At 69.7% G+C, this 18,918-nt stretch carries 16 protein-coding genes and 1 riboswitch; of the genes, 12 read left to right on the top strand and 4 right to left on the bottom strand.

What is annotated here, in order from left to right:
- Positions 1-50 precede the first annotated feature (50 nt).
- Positions 51-188: riboswitch (cyclic di-AMP (ydaO/yuaA leader) on the top strand.
- 52 nt (positions 189-240) lie between these two features.
- The 8 genes from GT755_RS25740 to GT755_RS25705 all read left to right on the top strand — a co-directional run bounded on the left by GT755_RS25740 (position 241) and on the right by GT755_RS25705 (position 12,228).
- Positions 241-1,164: a coiled-coil domain-containing protein gene (locus GT755_RS25740; RefSeq protein WP_161482177.1), complete on the top strand. Its 924-nt coding sequence runs from the start codon at positions 241-243 to the stop codon at positions 1,162-1,164.
- 1,005 nt (positions 1,165-2,169) lie between these two features.
- Positions 2,170-3,387 (top strand): glycosyltransferase family 2 protein, encoded by a 1,218-nt coding sequence (locus GT755_RS25735; RefSeq protein ID WP_202610472.1) that lies wholly within the window; start codon positions 2,170-2,172, stop codon positions 3,385-3,387.
- Entirely contained in the window at positions 3,387-5,525 is a 2,139-nt protein-coding gene (locus GT755_RS25730) for a right-handed parallel beta-helix repeat-containing protein (RefSeq protein WP_161482175.1), read from the top strand. Before GT755_RS25735 ends, GT755_RS25730 begins: the two co-directional genes overlap by 1 nt.
- Positions 5,522-7,387, top strand: a complete 1,866-nt coding sequence (locus GT755_RS25725; RefSeq protein ID WP_161482174.1) for a right-handed parallel beta-helix repeat-containing protein — start codon at positions 5,522-5,524, stop codon at positions 7,385-7,387. Before GT755_RS25730 ends, GT755_RS25725 begins: the two co-directional genes overlap by 4 nt.
- A gap of 2 nt (positions 7,388-7,389) precedes the next feature.
- Positions 7,390-8,595 carry a right-handed parallel beta-helix repeat-containing protein gene (locus GT755_RS25720; protein WP_161482173.1) on the top strand — a complete coding sequence of 402 codons (1,206 nt, stop codon included), beginning with the start codon at positions 7,390-7,392 and terminating at the stop codon, positions 8,593-8,595.
- Between the two features lie 21 nt (positions 8,596-8,616).
- Positions 8,617-9,948, top strand: coding sequence for a UDP-glucose dehydrogenase family protein (locus tag GT755_RS25715; protein ID WP_161482172.1), 1,332 nt, complete (start codon positions 8,617-8,619; stop codon positions 9,946-9,948).
- A gap of 169 nt (positions 9,949-10,117) precedes the next feature.
- A complete protein-coding gene (locus GT755_RS25710) occupies positions 10,118-11,812 on the top strand; it encodes an MFS transporter (RefSeq protein WP_161482171.1) in 1,695 nt (564 codons plus the stop codon).
- The gene (locus tag GT755_RS25705) at positions 11,809-12,228 is read left to right on the top strand and encodes a MarR family winged helix-turn-helix transcriptional regulator (RefSeq protein WP_161482170.1); all 420 of its coding nucleotides are present in this window, start codon (positions 11,809-11,811) and stop codon (positions 12,226-12,228) included. The genes GT755_RS25710 and GT755_RS25705 overlap by 4 nt, the downstream gene beginning before the upstream one ends.
- On the opposite strand, the gene GT755_RS25700 is transcribed toward GT755_RS25705, so the two are convergent.
- Positions 12,203-12,997 carry an SDR family NAD(P)-dependent oxidoreductase gene (locus GT755_RS25700; protein ID WP_161482169.1) on the bottom strand — a complete coding sequence of 265 codons (795 nt, stop codon included), beginning with the start codon at positions 12,995-12,997 and terminating at the stop codon, positions 12,203-12,205. The genes GT755_RS25705 and GT755_RS25700 overlap by 26 nt on opposite strands.
- A 58-nt stretch (positions 12,998-13,055) precedes the next feature.
- Here GT755_RS25700 and GT755_RS25695 point away from each other — a divergent pair, with 58 nt between their 5' ends.
- Positions 13,056-13,556, top strand: a complete 501-nt coding sequence (locus GT755_RS25695; RefSeq protein ID WP_235967248.1) for a DinB family protein — start codon at positions 13,056-13,058, stop codon at positions 13,554-13,556.
- Here the strand turns inward: GT755_RS25695 and GT755_RS25690 are convergent, their stop codons facing one another.
- Positions 13,557-14,831, bottom strand: coding sequence for a M50 family metallopeptidase (locus tag GT755_RS25690; protein WP_328794494.1), 1,275 nt, complete (start codon positions 14,829-14,831; stop codon positions 13,557-13,559). It lies immediately after the preceding gene.
- A 226-nt stretch (positions 14,832-15,057) separates the two neighbouring features.
- Between GT755_RS25690 and GT755_RS25685 the strand changes: the two genes are divergently transcribed.
- Positions 15,058-15,663 carry a response regulator transcription factor gene (locus tag GT755_RS25685; RefSeq protein ID WP_161482166.1) on the top strand — a complete coding sequence of 202 codons (606 nt, stop codon included), beginning with the start codon at positions 15,058-15,060 and terminating at the stop codon, positions 15,661-15,663.
- Between the two features lie 151 nt (positions 15,664-15,814).
- Here GT755_RS25685 and GT755_RS25680 read toward each other — a convergent pair whose 3' ends face one another.
- A complete protein-coding gene (locus GT755_RS25680) occupies positions 15,815-16,927 on the bottom strand; it encodes a PP2C family protein-serine/threonine phosphatase (protein ID WP_161482165.1) in 1,113 nt (370 codons plus the stop codon).
- 116 nt (positions 16,928-17,043) lie between these two features.
- Between GT755_RS25680 and GT755_RS25675 the strand changes: the two genes are divergently transcribed.
- Complete coding sequence (locus GT755_RS25675; RefSeq protein WP_161482164.1) at positions 17,044-18,267, top strand: GNAT family N-acetyltransferase; 1,224 nt, start codon at positions 17,044-17,046, stop codon at positions 18,265-18,267.
- Positions 18,268-18,277: 10 nt separating this feature from the next.
- The gene (locus GT755_RS25670) at positions 18,278-18,424 is read left to right on the top strand and encodes a hypothetical protein (RefSeq protein ID WP_161482163.1); all 147 of its coding nucleotides are present in this window, start codon (positions 18,278-18,280) and stop codon (positions 18,422-18,424) included.
- Here the strand turns inward: GT755_RS25670 and GT755_RS25665 are convergent.
- A complete protein-coding gene (locus GT755_RS25665; RefSeq protein WP_161482162.1) occupies positions 18,421-18,888 on the bottom strand; it encodes a ribose-5-phosphate isomerase in 468 nt (155 codons plus the stop codon). The genes GT755_RS25670 and GT755_RS25665 overlap by 4 nt on opposite strands.
- Positions 18,889-18,918 lie beyond the last annotated feature (30 nt).

The raw sequence follows: 18,918 nt of genomic DNA, 5'->3' as shown, positions 1-18,918 counted from the left end.
TAGCACTTGCCTCATCTTTACCATTACTATCCACACCAACCCGCCGAGACCTCGGCGGACCGCCTAATCCCGGGCGTGTCGCCCGGGAGCCGGGGACCCACCAGAACCTGGGGTGCAGGCGCGAGCGAGCGCCCGGGCTTCTCCGCCCGAATCCGTCAGCTAACCCGGCCGGCGCAAGGAGAGGAGTGGGCGCTGCCCGCCACGACGCACCGACGCAACCGCCGGTTGTTCCTCCTTCCGGTGGCGGCCCTGGTGGCCGCTTTCTGCGCCGCGCTGGTGCCCGGCCCCGCCGTCGCGGCCCCCAAGCCCGACGCCGACAAACTGCGCAAGCAGCTGTCGAGCCTGGAGAAGAAGGTCAACTCGCTGATCGCGCAGTACCACGCGGCGCGCGACGACCTCGCCAAGGCCAAGACGGCGTCCAAGGCCGCCCAGGAGAAGCTGGAGAAGGCGCACGCCGACTTCGCGGCGGCCCAGCGCGAGATGGCCCGGCTGGCCGGGCTCAGCTACCAGTCGATCCCCGGCAACGGCGGAATCGTGCTGCCGCCCGGCATGGGCATGTCGCCGCTCGCGATGCAGCTCGGCAACGAGCAGGCCGCGATCGTGCGCAACTACAAGCAGAAGGAGCAGGCGCGGGCGCAGGCGGCGGCCGAGGCCAAGGGCCTGATCGCCGAGATCGACAAGAAGTCCAAGGACATCGAGAGGCGCCGCGTGGAGGCGGAGGACCTCATCGACGACATCAAGGACCGGCTCGACGACCTGATCCCGATCGCCCCCGGCAAGCTGGCCAACGGTGGCTGGGCCCCTCAGCTGCCGACCGGCGCCGACAACATCACCGCCCGCACCCGCCTCATGCGCGAGGAGGCCAAGGCGGCCTTCAAGCTGAACAACTCCATCGGCTGCTTCCGCGTCGACACGATGGGCGAGCACCCGCTCGGCCGCGCCTGCGACTTCATGATGACGACCGGCGGCGCGATGGCCACGGGGTCGGCCAAGATCCTCGGCGACCAGCTCGCCGAGTGGGCCCTGAAGAACCGCACCAAGCTCGGCGTGAAGTACGTCATCTGGCGGCAGCGCATCAACAGCGGCACCGGCTGGCGCTTCATGAGCAATCGCGGCGGCAACACCGCCAACCACTACGACCACGTTCACATCTCGATGTTCTGAGCCCCGACCCCCCCGGCCGGCTCTCCCTGACCCCGCGAGCCGACCGCGCACGACTCCCCCGCCCGCCCCGGCGCCGACCCGCGATCCGACCCATCGCGAACCCGGCCCGCACCCGCCATGAACCGACCCCCCGGATGGCTGGAACCGCGTCAGACCCCCGCGAAACGGCCGCCCCACCCAGGGAGTTCTCAGGCAGAAGCACTACCCTGACCCCAAAACCCCCACAAAGCTCATCGAACCCCCCGTAAGCTCTCAAAGACCAACTGCCCCACCCCACGATCACGCGGGTGTGCGCGCCCTGCCCCCGCGGTGCGCACGCCCGCGTGATCATCCTTCGGAACCCGAAGTAAGTGATCACCTACAGAAGCGCCCGAAGGTTTACCCGGATTCGATAACGATCATGTTTCGGCATTTATCCGGGCGCTGGTTACACGCACGTGAATTCTGCTGCAAAGAACCGTCGCCCGGACGGGTGCACGAGCCCCACAACTGGAGCCCCAACCGCCTCCCACCAGGAAAGTCACCCGCCGCACCGTGTTTACCTCCGGCCCCGCCATCCCCACAGATAAAAGTTTCAACGACAGGCCCGTTGACACCCGACTTATCCCGAAATTAGCTTATGGAACGGTACACCTCGGGACTGTTGTGGCACCTGTGTCAGCTGTGACTCTTCGCAGCCGGCCGGGCGCGGATCCCGACACTCTCCCTCCCATGCCACGCGAGAGGACCAGCGTGAGATCCGCTGATTTTTCCCCGGCCCGCGGCCACCGGGCCCGCCGTCTCGGCTCGGCAGTCGGGCTCACCCCCCAATAGGGGCCCGAACTCGAATCGACTTCGATGCGGAAGTTGACGTTAAAGCCGAACAAATAGTGTGCTCCGCCGGTCATCTCATTCTTTGAGATCCGGAACGACTCGGGGCATTCTCTCGCGTGCGGAAAAGCTCAGGAGAACAAGGTCGTGGGGTCTGATTCAGCGAATTGGCTCGACACCGCCTATGAATGGCTGGTGAGGTCGAGCGCCAACGGGAGTTGGCGAGACATCGTCCCGCTCGGGTTGGCGGGTCTGCTCGTCTGGGGTCTGTGGATCTACCGGGTCGTGTTGTCCCGGCTGGCCAAGCCCGTCGTCAACGGTTACCGCGCGTCCGTCTCGGTCGTGGTGCCGTCGTTCCGCGAGGACGCGGAGATCCTGGTCCGGTGCCTGGGAAGCTGGCTCGCCCAGAACCCGGGCGAAGTGATCATCGTGGTCGACGTCGCGGACACCGAATGCCACGCGAAGCTGCGGGAGGTCAACGACCCCCGGCTGCGCGTGCTCGTCTACGAACACTCGGGCAAGCGGTCGGCGCTGGGGGTCGGCATCCGGGCCGCCCGCGGCGACATCGTGGTGTTCGCCGACTCCGACACCTGGTGGGAGCCCGGCCTGCTCGACGCCGTGCAGATGCCCTTCGAAGACCCGCAGGTCGGTGGCGTCGGCACCCAGCAGAACGTGTTCCAGCGCACCACCAGCGTCTGGCGGCGCATCGCCGACTGGCTGGTCAACCTGCGTTACTACGACTACGTGCCGGCCATGGGCAGCCGTGGTGGCGTGGCCTGCCTGTCCGGCCGCACCGCCGCCTACCGCCGGTCGGCGATCCTGCCGGTCGTCCACCACCTGGAGAACGAGTTCTTCCTCGGCCGCCGCTGCATCGCCGGCGACGACGGGCGGCTCACCTGGCTGGTGCTGGCCTCCGGGTACAAGACGGTGCACCAGTCGTCGGCGCGGGCGATCTCGATGTTCCCGAGCTCGTTCCGGGCCTTCTTCAAGCAGCGCATCCGCTGGAGCCGCAACTCCTACCGCTGCTACCTGACCGCCCTGTGGAAGGGCTGGTTGTGGAAGACGCCGCTGGTCACCAAGGTCACCGTGCTGCAGATCCTGCTCACCCCGGTCACCATGGGCGTCACGCTCGGCTACCTGTTCTTCAGCCGCCTGGAGCTGACCCCCTGGGGCATCGGCACCTGTGTCGGCTGGTTGCTGATCGGCCGCGGCATCCGGGGCTGGTCGCACCTCAAGCGCCACCCGCAGGAGATCCTGCTGCTGCCGCTGACCACCCTGGTCATCATCGGGATCGCCCTGCCGATCAAGCTCTACGCGTTCCTCACCATGAACAAGCAGGGCTGGCTGACCCGCAAGGCCGACCAGGCGGGTTCGGAGGGCCAGACGGCCGCCACGCTGCAGGGACTGGCCTGATGGCCGTGAACCGGACCATCGTGACCGCCGGAGCCCTGCTGCTCGGCGCGCTCACGATCGGCGTACCCCCCGTCGCCGCCGCGCCCTCGCCGACTCCCCCGGCGAGTGCGCGGCCGTCCGCCGACACCGGGATCACCAGCACCATCCCGAGGAGCAAGCCCAGCGCGGCCCCGAGCATCACCCCCAGCGCGGTGCCCAGTACGGCACCCAGCGCGGCCCCCGGTGCGGTGCCCAGCGCGGCGCCCGGCGCCGTGCCGAGTGACGCGCCGAGCATCCCGAGCTCCGAGCCCGAGCCGCTGATCAAGATCTCCCCCGAGGACGCCGAATCTCAGGCGGCGCTCGTCGACATGGAGGACCAGCGGATCCTGCAGACCCGGGCGGCGCTCACGGCGCTGCTCCAGCAGGGCGGTTTCTTCGCGGCCCAGCGCAAGCAGCCGCAGATCTTCTCCTCGTCGTTCGGCCGCACGATGGTGCTGCCGGCGCGCAACGACGAGCGGCCGTACACGCTGAAGGATCTGCTGGCGGTCGAGCGGGGCAAGTACGTCCGGCTGATGACCGACGGGTCCTACCTGCTGGGCATCCACGTCTTCGTGGCCGACGGCGCGACGCTCCAGCTGCGCGGCCCGATGACGCTGCGGATGGGCAGCATCCCGGGGTCGTTCAGCTCGATCATCACCTTCGGCGGCAACATCGACATCAAGGGCACGGCGACCAAGCCGGTCCGGATCACGAGCTGGGACGTCAAGGCGAGCAAGCCCGACCTCGACACCAGCGACGGCCGGGCCTACATCCGGGCGGTCGGCGGCCAGTTCAACATGGTGTACGGCCAGGTCTCCGACCTGGGCTTCTGGAGCGGCCGCACCGGCGGCATCGCGCTGACCGGCACCGAGCGCCCGTCGTCGACCTACCGGCACCGCACCAAGGCGCAGCGCCACCAGGACAAGGCCGACCGCCTGGAGAACAACACCAAGGAACAGGGCGGCGGCACCTACGGCGACGTCGAGACCTACCCGATCGGGCCCGGCACCGCTTCCCACGTGCCGGCCGACGAGCTGGTCACCGGCAAGATCGAGAACAGCGTGATCACCCGCGACGCCTACGGGCTGTTCGTCTCGGGCTCGAACCAGACGCAGATCATCAACAACAAGATCCGCGACAGCATCGTGCACGGCGTGTTCATGCACCGGTTCGCCAAGAACGCGACGATCTCGCACACCGAGGTGACCGGCAGCGGCGGCGACGGCTTCGTGCTCTCCCGGGCCACCGAGAAGGTCCAGGTCAACGACTGCCTGGCGGAGAACAACGGGCGCAACGGCTTCACCCTCGACGGCCGGGCGCTGGCCCACGGCCCCTCGGCGTCGGGCGAGTCGCTGGCGGTCTACGGCGACAGCTCGGTCAACAACAGCGTGGCCCGGGGCAACGGCCGCTACGGCATCGAGGTCATGGGCGGCATCCGCCAGGCCGTGCAGACCAGCGAGGTCGTCGGCGGCGACATGGGCATCGTGGTCCGCGCCGGAGCCGAGGCCGTGCAGTTGTCGGGCAACAAGCTGACCGGCCAGAAGCGCCAGGGCATCGCGCTGCGCGACGGCGTGCGCAACGCCTACGTCTCGGGCAACACGATCACCGGCGGCCCGACCGGCGTCTACATGCGCGACTCCAACGGCCAGGTGGTCGGCAACAAGATCACCACGGTGAAGGACGTGAACGCCCACGGCGTCACGGTCGTCGGCGCGGCCGGCGGCTCGGAGGTGGCCCGCAACACGATCGTCGGCTCCGGCACCAGCGCGGTCAGCACCGCCCGGTCGAGCGGCGACGTGAACGACCACAACAACGACGAGAACGGCTGGGTCGACACCTCGACCTTCTGGAGCAAGGCCAAGCGCTACGTCAAGCCCATGAACGTCATCTGGGCCGGCGTCATCCTGCTCATCCTGGTCTCGGCGTTCCGGTCGCGCGGCATCATGGACCGGCGCCGCCGCGGCATCGTCGACCCGTACGAGCAGCAGCAGGCGATGGAGGAGCGCCCGACCTGGACCCTGCCCAACGCGGCCACCGCGGCAACGGGCAGCGGGTTCAACGGGCGCAGCAGGCCGACGCAGCCGGCCGTCCCGACGGTCACCGTGGGAGGCGGGCGATGAAGAAGGCCTGGATCACGTTCTTCGTGCTGCTCCTGCTGGGCGCCGGCACCTGGGCCTACCTCTCCTATGTGGACCAGCCGCCGCCGACGCCCGCCGTCGACGACGTGACCGCCGCCGACGCCAAGCAGCAGTCGAACCTGGTCGACCAGGAGGACCTGCGGATCATGCAGACGCGGGCGACGCTCATGTCGGCGATCGCCCGCGGCGGCCCCAACGCCCAGCGGGCCCGGCAGCCGCACATCTCCAGCTCGGCCAACGGCCAGACGCTGGTGCTGCCCTCGCGGCGGGAGCCCTACCGGGTCGCCGACCTGGAGAAGCTGGGCGGGGAGTACTTCCAGAAGCAGAACGACGGGTCGTACATCCTCGGCATCAACCTGTTCGTCGGCCCCAACGCCAAGCTGGTGCTGCAGAACGCGACCGGCCCGCTGGTGATCAGGATGCGCAGCGAGCCGGGGTCGTTCACCACGATCGTCGGCTTCGGCGCCAGCATCCGCATCAACGGCTCCCCGCAGAACCCGGTGCGCCTCACGAGCTGGGACCCGAACATCAACACGGCCGACAGCCGGGTCAACGACGGCCGGGCCTACGTGCGGGTGATCGGCGGCGAGCTGCGGATGAGCCACGCGCAGGTCGAGTACCTCGGGTTCTGGAGCGGCTCGACCGGCGGCCTGGCGCTGACCGGCAGCGACCGCACCACCCTCGACGCCGACCTCACCACGCCCGCGCCGCCCACCGACGAGAAGGTGCTGCTCCCGGGCGGCGCCCTGGTGCCGCGCATGGGCGACGACGACCAGGTGGTGATCCACGACGGCAAGGGCCTGAAGAAGGTGGCCTACCAGCTGCCGGAGGCCAACCTCGTCACCGGGGAGATCACCGAGACCTCGATCAAGGGCAACGCCTACGGCATCTTCATCACGGCCTCCAACCAGACCCGGATGGCCAACGTGACGGTGACCGGGAGCCTGGTCGACGGGGTGCTGCTGCACCGGTTCGCCCGCAACGCCACCATCGAGAACACCACGGTGACCGGCTCGCGGGGCGACGGGTTCGTGCTCTCGCGCGGCACCCAGAACGTGACCATCACCGGTTCGGGCGCGGTCGGCAACGGCGGCAACGGCTTCACCCTCAGCGGCCTGCCGCTGGCCCGCGGCCCGTCGGCCTCGGGCGAGTCGCTGCAGAGCTTCGGCGGCAGCTCGGTGACCAGCTCCTGGTCGAGGGAGAACAAGCGCTACGGCGTCGAGATCCAGGGCGGCGTCGACCTGGCGGTCCAGACTACCGAGGTGACCGGCGGGCAGACGGGCATCGTGGTGAACAAGGACGCGACCGGGGTCCGGGTCTCCGGCAACCGGATCAGCGGCCAGTGGAGCCAGGGCATCGCGGTGCGCGACGGCGTCACCGGCGCCAAGATCGTCGGGAACATCGTGAACAACGTCCCGACCGCGATCTACCTGCGCAACGCCGAGGCCGAGGTGACCGGCAACACCGTCAACCAGGCGACCCTGCACGGCGTCTCCGTGCTCGGCGTGTCCACCGGCACCGAGGTCGTCGGCAACACGCTGGGCGGCGCCGGGCGCAGCGCCCTCGACACCGACCGCGCGACCGGGATGGCCGCGGTGACCTCCAACAACGTCGCCGGCTGGCAGGACACGGCGGACTTCTGGACCACGGTCAAGCGCATCGCCAAGCCGATGAACCTGATCTGGTTCGGCGTCATCCTGCTCATCGTGATCTCCGCCATCCGGGCCCTCGGAAACAACGGGCCCCGCGTCGGACGTCGCATCGTCGACCCGTACGAGAGGCAGTCCGTCCTGGAGGAGCGTCCCGTGTGGTCGCTCACCGGGGCGTCCGCCGAAAGGACCTGACCATGCGCATCGAGATCGACATCGACAAGAAGACCATGATCGCCGCGGGGGCCGGTGCGGCCTTCACGATCCTGATCGTGGTCGTCCTGTACGGGATCTTCGGCGGCGGCGGCGGTCAGGAGCAACAACCCGGCATGGTGGTCGAGAACATCCAGCCGGACACCGGTCCCCGGCCCCTGCCGACCCTGGGGGCCGAAGACTCGGGTGAGGACTTCACGGAAGAGGAGGAGCCGGTGCGGAAGGACGAGGAAGAGGACTTCGAGCCGTTCACCGCCGTCCAGCAGCCTCCGGACATCGCGGTCCCCGACGGCGCGGGCAAGATCGCCTGCCCCGACCCGACCGTGACCGTGACCACCGCGGAGGAGCTCACCGAGGCCCTCGCCTCGGCCGAGCCCGGCACGGTGATCTTCATGGAGCCGGGCGAGTACCAGGGCCGGTTCGTGGCCGCCGCGAAGGGCACCGAGGCCCAGCCGATCTTCGTCTGCGGCTCCCGCGACGCGATCATCGACGGCGGCGGCCTCAAGGAGGGCTACGCCTTCCACCTGAACGAGGCCGAGTACTGGCGGCTCATCGGCTTCACCGTCCGGCACGCCCAGAAGGGCGTCATGGCCGACAAGTCGAACTTCAACGTCGTCCAGGACCTCGACGTCAACCACATCGGCGACGAGGCCATCCACTTCAGGAACTTCAGCTCCGACAACATCGCCCAGTACAACCTCATCTGGGGCACCGGGCTCCGCAAGGACAAGTACGGCGAGGGCGTCTACTTCGGCACCGCCGAGAGCAACTGGGCCACCTTCTCCGGCGGCCAGATGGACAAGAGCGACCGCAACATCGCGCGCGGGAACGTCATCCGCGCCACCGCCGAGGCCATCGACATCAAGGAGGGCACCTCCGACGGAAAGATCATCGGCAACATCTTCGACGGCTCGATGATCACCGGCGATGGTCACAACGACAGCTGGGTGGACGTCAAGGGGAACGGCTACCTGATCGAGCGCAACACCGGCCGCGGCTCCCCCGCGGACGGCTTCCAGACCCACAAGATCATCAATGGCTGGGGAACCGGGAACACCTTCCGGGCCAACGTCATCGATCTGGGCGGTTCAGGGGGCTACGGCATCAACGACACCGCAGGCGGCAACACGATCACCTGCGACAACGAGGTGACCGGCGGCCCGCTCACCAAGAAGAGCGAATGCTCCTGAGTTTCTGCGAGAGAACTGACAATGACTGACACCGCACTCCCCCGGATCACCGTCATCGGGACCGGGTATCTCGGAGCCACTCACGCGATCTGCATGGCCTCCCTCGGCTATGAGGTGGTCGGACTCGACACCGACCCCCGCAAGATCGAGCGGCTGCAATCCGGCGAGGTGCCGTTCTTCGAGCCAGGTCTGCCCGAACTCCTCGACAAGACCATGGCGACCGGCCGCCTCCGGTTCACCACGTCGGTCGAGGAGGCCGCCGCCCACGGCGACGTGCACTTCATCTGTGTGGGCACCCCGCAGAAACCCGGCATGGACGCCGCCGACCTGACCTACGTCGACGCCTCCGTGGCCGCCCTGGCGCCGCTGCTCGACCGCAAGGTCCTGGTGGTCGGCAAGTCGACCGTCCCCGTCGGCACCGCCGCCCGCCTGACCGCCCTGATCAAGGAGCTGGCCCCGGCCGGCGACGAGGTCGAGCTCGCCTGGAACCCCGAGTTCCTGCGTGAGGGCTTCGCCGTCGAGGACACCCTGCGTCCCGACCGGCTCGTGTTCGGCGTGGCCTCCGACTGGGCACGTCAGCAGCTCGAGGCGGCCTTCCGGCCGATCATCGACAACGAGACCCCGGTCGTGGTGACCGACCTGGCCACCGCCGAGCTCGTGAAGGTGGCCGCGAACTCGTTCCTGGCCACCAAGATCTCCTACATCAACGCGATGGCCGAGATCTGCGAGGCGACCGGGGCCGACGTGCGCCACCTGGCCAAGGCGCTGGCCTTCGACGACCGCATCGGCGGCCGGTTCCTCCAGCCCGGTCTCGGCTTCGGCGGCGGCTGCCTGCCCAAGGACATCCGCGCCTTCGCCTACCGCGCCGAGGAGATCGGCGTCGGCCAGGCCGTGTCGTTCCTGCGCGAGGTGGACGCGATCAACCGCCGCCGCCGCTCGCGCACGATCGACCTGGTCCGCGAGATGGTCGGCGGGCAGCTCAACGGCAAGAAGGTGGCCTGCCTCGGCGCGGCCTTCAAGCCCAACTCCGACGACATCCGCGACGCCCCGGCACTCGACGTGGCCCGCACCATGCACGGCCTGGGCGCCAACGTCCGCGTCTACGACCCGGCCGCCCTCGACAACGCCCGCCGCGCCTACCCCGAGCTGCGCTACGGCACCAGCGCCATGGACGTGGCGGCCGACGCCGACGTCGTGGTGCTGCTGACCGAGTGGACCGAGTTCCGCGAGATCGAGCCGTCCGCCCTGGCGTCGGTGGTCAAGCACCGCCGCATCGTCGACGGCCGCCACGCCCTGGACGCCGAGTTCTGGCGCGCCGAGGGCTGGGAGTACCGGGCGCTCGGCATGCCGTAAGCGAGATGCGGCCGGCCGAAGGCCGGTCGTGGCTCGCGCCCTGAATCTGCCCGATAGACACGTCACGACCGGAAGGGGACGCGCGGAAGCGCGTCCCTTTTCGTGTTGTTTGGGGCATTTTCGCCTCCCCCAACTCGTTAGTTAGGTTAAGCAAGTTGTTGGGGGTCTCATGTCGGACCGTTATCCGTGGATCGTGCTGAGCAACACGACCCTGGGCATGCTGCTCGCCACCGTCAACTCCTCGATCGTGATCATCTCGCTGCCGGCCGTCTTCCGCGGCATCCACCTGAACCCGCTGGAACCCGGCAACGTCTCTTACCTGCTGTGGATCCTGATGGGCTACATGCTCGTCTCGGCCGTCCTGGTGGTCACGCTGGGCCGCCTCGGCGACATGTTCGGCCGGGTCCGCATGTACAACGCGGGCTTCGCCGTCTTCACCGTCGGCACGGTGGTGCTGGCCCTCGACCCCTTCCAGCAGTCGGGCGGCGCGCTCTGGCTGATCGGCTGGCGGTTGTTCCAGGGCGTCGGGGGCGCGCTGCTGATGGCCAACTCGGCGGCGATCCTCACCGACGCGTTCCCCGCCGGGCGGCGCGGCATGGCGATGGGCGTCAACCAGGTGGCCGGCATCGCCGGGACCTTCCTGGGGCTGGTCGCGGGCGGGCTGCTGTCGCAGCTCGACTGGCGGCTGGTGTTCTGGGCCTCGGTGCCCATCGGCGTCCTGGGGACGGTGTGGGCGTACCGGAGCCTGCGCGAGACGGTCACCCGGGTCGAGGGCGCCAGGATCGACTGGTGGGGCAACCTGGCCTTCGCGGCCGGCCTCACGATGCTGCTGGCGGCGGTGACCTACGGCATCCAGCCCTACGGCGGCCACGCGATGGGCTGGACCAACCCGCTGGTGATCGGCGGCATCACGGGCGGCGTGCTGATCCTGGCGGCCTTCTGCCTGATCGAGACGAAGGCGGCGCAGCCGATGTTCCACCTGTCGCTGTTCCGGATCAGGGCCTTCGCGGCCGGGAACGTGGCCGGGCTGCTGGCCTCCATCGCCCGGGGCGGCCTGCAGTTCATGCTGATCATCTGGCTCCAGGGCATCTGGTTGCCCCTGCACGGCTACCCCTTCGAGGACACCCCGCTGTGGGCCGGCGTCTACCTGCTGCCGCTGACGGCCGGCTTCCTGCTGGCGGGCCCGCTGTCGGGCCACCTGTCCGACCGGTACGGCGCCCGCGCCTTCGCCTCCGGAGGGCTCGTGCTGTCCGCGCTGGCCTTCCTCGGGCTGCTGCTGGTGCCGATCGACTTCCCGTACTGGGTGTTCGCCACGCTGATCTTCCTGAACGGCGTCGGCTCGGGCCTGTTCACCGCGCCCAACACCACCGCGATCATGAACTCGGTCCCGGCCGGGCAGCGCGGCGTGGCCTCGGGCATGCGGGCGACGTTCACCAACGCCGGGATGGTCCTGTCGATCGGCGTGTTCTTCTCCCTGATGATCGCCGGCCTGGCCGCCACCCTGCCCCAGACCCTGACCGGGGGGCTGGCCCAGCACGGCGTCCCGCCCGCACTCGCCGCGACGATCGGCGCACTGCCTCCGGTCGGCACGCTCTTCGCCGCCTTCCTGGGCTACAACCCGATCGAGAACCTGCTCGCCCCGACCGGCGCCCTGGCCCATCTGAGCCCGGGGAACGCCGCGACCCTGACCGGCCGCGAGTACTTCCCCGACCTCGTCTCCGGCCCCTTCCACCAGGGTCTGGTGGTGGTGTTCCTGCTGGCCGTCGCGATGTCGCTGATCGCCGCCGTGGCGTCGCTGCTGAGGGGCCGCCGGTACGTCCACGACGAACTGGCCGTCGCGGCGGCCACGGTGAACCGATCATGACCGACGTGGACCTGCTGGCCGAACGGCTGAAGGCGGCACTGGCCCGCCTGGGCCGGCGCGGCCGCCAGCAGACCCGCGGCGACCTGACCGCCGGCCAGATCTCGACCCTGGCGGCCGCCGCCCAGCTCGGCCCGGTACGGCTCGGCGACCTGGCCGCCCACGAGGGCGTCAGCGCGCCGACGCTGAGCCGGGTGGTGGGCGGGCTGGAGAGCCTCGGCCTGGTCGCCCGCACGCCCGACCCCGCCGACGGGCGGGCCTCCCTGATCAGCCTCACGCCGGAGGGCGAGGCGGAACTGGGCCGGTTGCGGGGCGACAGCATCGCCTTCTTCGTGGCCCGGATCTCGGCCCTGCCGCCCGAGCAGCGGGAGGCCCTGGCGGCGGCCCTGCCCGCTATAGAGGCGCTGGCCGCCTCGTGAGGTTCTTGGCCAGCGGGGGCTTCTCCCCGGCCGCCATCCCGCCGTCGACCGGCAGTGTCACCCCGGTGATGTAGGACGACTGGTCGGAGAACAGCCAGATCACCGTCGCCGCGACCTCCTCGGGCAGCCCCACCCGCCGCATCGGCGCGGCCTGACCCGCCCTGCGCTGGACGTCGTCTCCCGCCGCCTCCAGGTGATAGGTCAGGATGGGCCCGGGGGCCAGCACGTTCACCCTGATCCCCTGGTCGGCGTAGTCGAGCGCGGCGACCTTGGTCAGCCCGATGATCCCCGCCTTGGCCGCGACGTACCCGGCCAGGTTGGCGGTCCCCCGGACCCCGGCCACCGAGGCCATGTTGACGATCGACCCGCCGCCCGAGGCCAGCATGGCGGGGATCTGGAACTTCATGCCGAGGAAGGTCCCGCGGACGTTGGTCCGGATACCGAGGTCGAAGTCCAGCGGATCGATCTCGGCCAGAGGCGCGGGCACGGGCCCGTCGGTGGCGTTGTTGAACGCCGCGTCGAGCCGCCCGAACTTCTCCAGGGTGACGGCGACGAGCCGCTCGGCCGAGTCCGAATCGCCCACGTCGGTGGGCACGGCGAGCGCGCGTCCCCCGGAGGCCCGGATGTCGGCGGCGACGGTCTCGATGGCGGTGGAATCACGAGCGGCCAGGACCACGGAGGCTCCTGAACGGGCCAGCGCCCGTGCGGTGACCTCGCCGATCCCCCGGCTCGCTCCGGCGACAATCGCGACTTTCCCGTCAAGTGTCATGAATGACTTGTTCCCGCAGGATGTCGGGCATCTGGCAATGGTTTGGCACCATAACCCCATGAGAATCGACCCGCCCCTCGCCGGCGACGAGCGCGACACCCTTGCCGCCTTCCTCGACTACCACCGCGACACCCTGGCCATGAAGTGCGCGGGCCTCACCGACGAGCAGTTGCGCAGCCGGGCCGTGGAACCCTCGTCGTTGTCGCTGCTCGGGCTGGTCAGGCACCTGGCCGACGTCGAGCGGGCCTGGTTCCGCATCCGGCTCAACGGCGAGGACCTGCCACCCATCTTCTTCACCGACGCCGCCCCCGACGACGACTTCGACGCCCTCGACTCGGCGCCCGTCGAGGAGGTCTTCGCCACCTGGAGGTCCGAGATCGAGGCCGCCCGGAAGATCAGCGCGGAGACCCCGCTCGACACGCTGATGAAGAGGCCCAACCGGGCCGGCGAGCTCATGTCACACCGGTGGATCCTGGCGCACATGCTGGAGGAGTACGCCCGGCACAACGGTCACGCCGACTTCCTGCGCGAGCGCCTCGACGGCGTGACCGGGGAGTAGCTAGCCGCTCAGCCTGACCGGGTTGACGATGTCGGCGAAGATTAGCAGGCCGCCCATGAAGAGCAGCACGGCCGCCATCGCGTAGGTCAGCGGCAGCGCCTTGGCGACGTCGACGTAGCCGGGCGCGGGCCGCCGGGCGACGCGGGCGAAGCCGCGCTTGACGCCCTCCCACAGGCCCCCCGCGATGTGGCCGCCGTCGAGCGGCAGCAGCGGGATCAGGTTGAAGATGCCGATCGCCAGGTTCAGCCCGGCCAGCAGGTTGATGAAGATGACGATCTTGTTCTCGATCGGGGCGGCGGAGGCGGCGATCTCGCCGCCGATGCGGCCCGCCCCGACGATGCCGATCGGGCCGTTGGGGTCGCGCTCCTCGCCCGAGAAGGCGGCGTGCCAGACGCCGACCATCTTGCCCGGGATGTCGAGCATCGAGACGGCCGTGCGCGAGGTCATGTCCCACATCTCGGAGACGACGTAGCCGGGGCCCTGGCGCTCGGTCACCTGGGTCGGCTCGACGCCGAGGAAGCCGACGTTCTGGACGACCTTGGTGGGGTCGTCGAGGTCGGGCCGCTCGGTCGCGATGAGGTTCACCGTGAGGGTCTGCCGCTGTCCGGCCCGCTCGATGACGATGGGCACCGGACCGGCGCCGTGGGCGCGGATGGTCGAGGTGGCCGACTCCCACGAGGTCACCGGCTTGCCGTCGATGGAGACGAAGGTGTCACCCTTCCGCAGCCCGGCCGCGAGGGCCGGGGTCTTCGGGTCGGCGGGCGTGCACTCGCGGTCGGCCTGGGAGGCCGGGATGACGCACTTGCTGACGTCGTTGACCGTCGGCTTGAGCACGGTCACGCCGAAGCCCATCATGACGACCGCGAACAGCCCGAAGGCCAGCACGAAGTTCATGAACGGGCCGCCGAACATGATGATGACCTTCTGCCACCACGGCTTGCGGTAGAAGACCCGGCTCTCGTCGCCGGGCCTGATCTCCTCGGACGCCACCTGGCGGGCGTTCTCGATGAGGCCCTGCCACGGCCCGGTCGAGATCGAGCGCAGCTTGTTGGGGTCGTCGCTCGCGCGCGGCGGCAGCATGCCGATCATGCGGATGTAGCCGCCCATGGGGATCCACTTGACGCCGTATTCGGTCTCGCCGCGCCGCCGCGACCACATGGTGGAGCCGAATCCGACCATGTACTGCGTGACGCGCACGCCGAAGATCTTGGCCGGGACGAGGTGACCGAGCTCGTGAAGGGCGATCGACACCAGGAGGCCGACGAAGAGAATCACGAATCCGGCAATGAACTGCCAGCTCATCGGCGCATACCCCCGGCAGGCGGAAAATCGGTCGTCGCATCGAGAGTAGCCCACGCCGCCCGGCGTCCGGCCGTGTCCGCGTTCGTGGGCATTTCACTGCGATCCTCTGGGGAGCTTGCGGCGGGTTTGCCGAATCGGGAGACTTCGATGACACTGTGCGTCTGGCCGATCACCCTGAGGTATGAGATGGGGGCGCCTCATGATCAAGATTCTGGTGGCCGAGCACCTACCCTTCGTCCGGCATGGCCTGGTCGCCTCCCTCAACGGGGAGAGCGACCTCGAAGTCGTGGCCGGGGTGGCGTCGAGCGAGGACGCCATCCCGGCCGCCGTCGAACACCGTCCCGACACCGCCGTGATCGACATCGACCTGCCCGCCATGGGCGGCCTGGCCGCCGCGGCGCGGCTCCTCGAGAAGGTGCCCGCGTGCCGGGTGATGATCCTTTCCTCCCAGGCCAACCCCGGTCAGGTGCGCCGCGCGTTCGCGGCCAACGCGCTGGGCTTCCTGGGCACCGACGCCGGGCCCGAGAAGCTGGCCGAGGGCATCCGCCTGATCGCGGCCGGGCGCCGGGCGGTCGACTCCGATCTGGCCGTGGCCGCGCTCCAGACGGCCGACAACCCGCTGACCCGGCGGGAGCTCGACGTGCTGCGCATCGCCGCGCAGGGCGCGCGGTCGAAGGAGATCGCCGACGAGCTCTTCCTGTCGGTGGGAACGGTCCGCAACCACCTGTCGCGCATCATGTGCAAGACGGGCGCCAGGAACCGGGTCGACGCGGTCAGGATCGCCGCCGATTCGGGCTGGTTATAGACAGAGGGCCGGGCCTCCGCAGGTGAGCCGCGCCGCCTGCCTGAGAAGGCCCGGGGACCCTGAATGGGGCCGCTCTCCGGCGACACCCCCGTACCGCCGGTGACCGGATAAAGGGTCTCAACCGGGATCAGCGCACGACCAGTGACTAGTGTCACGGTCTCCAGATCAGCACCAGCGCGCAGTCGTCGTTGTGGCCCGACGACATCGAGTTCACGAGCTGGCGGGCGCTCTTGGAGAACCCGCCGGGCAGCAGCCGCTCGGCCTCGCCGAGGAGCCGGTCGAGGCCGGCGTCGATGTCGCGGCCCGGCTGCTCGATCAGCCCGTCGGTGTAGAGCATGAGCGCGTCGCCCTTGCGCAGGGTGCCCCGGTCGGGCTCGCAGGCCAGGTCGGGCACCACCCCCAGCACGACGCCCTTGGCCGTGGAGACCCGCCAGGTGCCGGTGCCCGAGTCGAACTTCACGACCGGCGGGTGGCCCGCCGAGGTGATCTCGTAGGCGCCGGTGGCCAGGTCGAGGCTCAGGTGGACGGCCGTGACGAAGCCCTCGCCCTCGCGCTGACGGCGCAGGTAGGCGTTGCACGCGCCGAGGAAGTCGCTCACCGACCCGAGCAGCCCGCCGAACGTGCCCGACAGCAGCAGAGCCCTGGTCCCGGCGTCGACGCCCTTGCCGGAGACGTCGACCACGGCCAGCTCGACCCTGGTCCCCTCGCGCATGGAGACGACGAAGTCGCCGCCGAACGACGACCCGCCGGCCTGTTTGAGCACGACCTTGCCGCCCCATGCCTTGGGGAGCGACGGCAGTTCGCTCTGCCTCTTGAGCCGGTCGCGCAGCTCCAGCAGCATCGCGTCGCCGCGCAGCCCCTGCACGCCGAGCGTGCCCCGGGTGCGCGACATCAGCCCGGCCAGCACGACCGTGAACGCCATGGTGAGCAGGAAGCCGGGGCCGACCTGCCGGGCGCCGTAGGTGATCCCCAGGTAGGTGACCGACGCGGCCACCGCGACCAGCAGCGTCATCAGGCTGCGCAGCCGGAGCTGGAGCCCGGCGACGAGGGTCACCAGGATGAGCAGCGAGGGCGAGAACCAACGCGTCGAGATCTGGACGCCGAGCACTCCGATGAGCAGGCTCACGACGACCAGAGCGATCAGCAGATGGCTATCTTTCGACGCACTCTTCCTTACGAACCGGACGATCGGCACCAGAAACGGGACCCGCACCAAAATCGCGCGGAGCCGAGGGGGAATGAGCGGCACCGGACGGGAACTCATGATGTCCCGACTGTATCGGTCGGCTTCGTGGTGAGGCGCTGTCTTGACCAACACCTTGATCACTTAGCACGTATATTGGGTGGCCGTCCCTCTTTGCCCGGCCCTACGGTGGTGCCGTGAATCACCCCATTCGCCCCATCGCCGAATCCGAGTTCCCCGCCGTCTGCGACCTGCTCGACGAGGCGTTCGTCTCCTCCTGGGCCCCCGGTCAGATCGAGCGGTTCAAGGGTGTCACGGAGTTCGACCGGTCCCTGGCCGCCTTCGACGGCGACCGGATGGTCGGCTTCACCCAGGTCATGAGCTTCGACATGACCGTGCCGGGCGGCGTGCTCCCGGTGGCGGGGGTGAGCTCCGTCGGCGTGCTGGCCTCCCACCGGCGGCGGGGGGTGCTCAGTGCGCTGATGCGGCGGCAATTGGCCGACGTCCACGCCAAGGGCGAGGTGTTCGCCGCGCTCTACGCCTCCGAGGCCGCCATCTACGGCCGCTACGGCTACGGCCGCGCGGTCGACAACGTCTTCTACTCGATCCCCAAGCACTCCAGCGCCTTCCGCGCCGACGCGCCGGTCGATCCCACGCTGCGCCTGCGGGTCGAACCGCCGGAGCGGGCCCGCGAGGACTTCGTGCGGGTCTTCGACCAGGTCCGGCCGACACGGCCGGGCCTCTACATGCGTACCGCCGCCCGCTGGAACGCGACCCTGGCCGACGACGACAACGCCCGCGGCTCGGCCGGGCGGCTGCGCTGTGTGCTGGCCGAGGACGACGACGGCGTGCGCGGCTACGCGCTGTTCCGGGTGAAGCGCAAGGTCACCGACCACGACGTGCCCGACGGCGAGGTGCTGCTGCAGGAGCTGTTCGCCGTCGACCCGGCCGCCTACGCCGCCCTGTGGCGTAGCCTGCTCGACCGCGACCTGTGCGCCCGCGTGTTCGCCGCCAACCGGCCCGTGGACGACCCGGTCATGCATCTGCTGGCCGAACCGCGGCACCTGAACGCGGGCACCCTCGACGAGTTGTGGATCCGCCTGGTGGACGTGCCGGGCGCGCTCACGCAACGGGCCTACAGCGCGCCGGTGGAACTGGTCGTCGAGGTCGACGACGACGTGTGCCCGTGGAACGCCGGGCGCTGGCGGCTGTCGACCGCCAAGCACACGTGTGAGCGGACCGAGGACGCGCCCGACCTGAGCCTGCCGGTGCGCATCCTGGGCGCCGGCTATCTCGGGGGGCGGTCGCTGGAGTCGTACCGGATGGCCGGGCAGATCACCGAGCACCGCGAGGGCGCGGTGCGGGAGTTGTCGGCGGCCATGTCGTGGAGCCCACTCCCGTGGGGCGGGCTCGTCTTCTAGGGTCGGAACCATGGCCCTGCAGAGTCTGACCATCACGGCGATCACCGCCATGCGCGCCCGCGACGTGTCGCGTCCGTCGAAGGAACAGCAGGAGGCCGCCGACCGGCGGCCCCTGCGCGACGAGGTCCCCCGCAAGGAGACCCGCAAGAAGCCCTAGGGCAGCGGGGGCAGCTCGCCGGTCCGCTCGTAGTCGCTCAGCATGTCGATGCGCCGGGTGTGGCGCTCGGCGCCCGAGTAGGGCGTGGCGAGGAACAACTCGACGAAACGGGTGGCCTCGGCCTCGGAGTGCATCCGGGCGCCGATGCTGATCACGTTGGCGTCGTTGTGCTGCCGCCCGAGCGTGGCGGTGTCGTCGCTCCACGCCAGCGCGGCGCGCACGCCCTTCACCTTGTTGGCGGCGATGGCCTCGCCGTTGCCCGAGCCGCCGATCACCACGCCGAACGAGCCGGGCTCGGCCACCACCCCGGCGGCGGCGCGGAGCACGAAGGGCGGATAGTCGTCTTCGGCGTCGAAGACGAAGGGACCGCAGTCGACCACGTCGTGGCCGTTGTCTTTGAGCCAGCCGACCAGGTGGTTCTTCAGGTCGTAGCCGGCGTGGTCGGAACCGATGTAGACGCGCATACGGAGAGCTTCTCAGGTCGACTAAAGTAA

Source organism: Herbidospora solisilvae, from assembly GCF_009901565.1.
In the GTDB taxonomy this organism is placed as follows: Bacteria; Actinomycetota; Actinomycetes; order Streptosporangiales; family Streptosporangiaceae; genus Herbidospora; species Herbidospora solisilvae.
The sequence above is the reverse complement of the archived record's forward strand: the minus strand, read 5'-3'. Positions and strand labels throughout refer to the sequence as shown.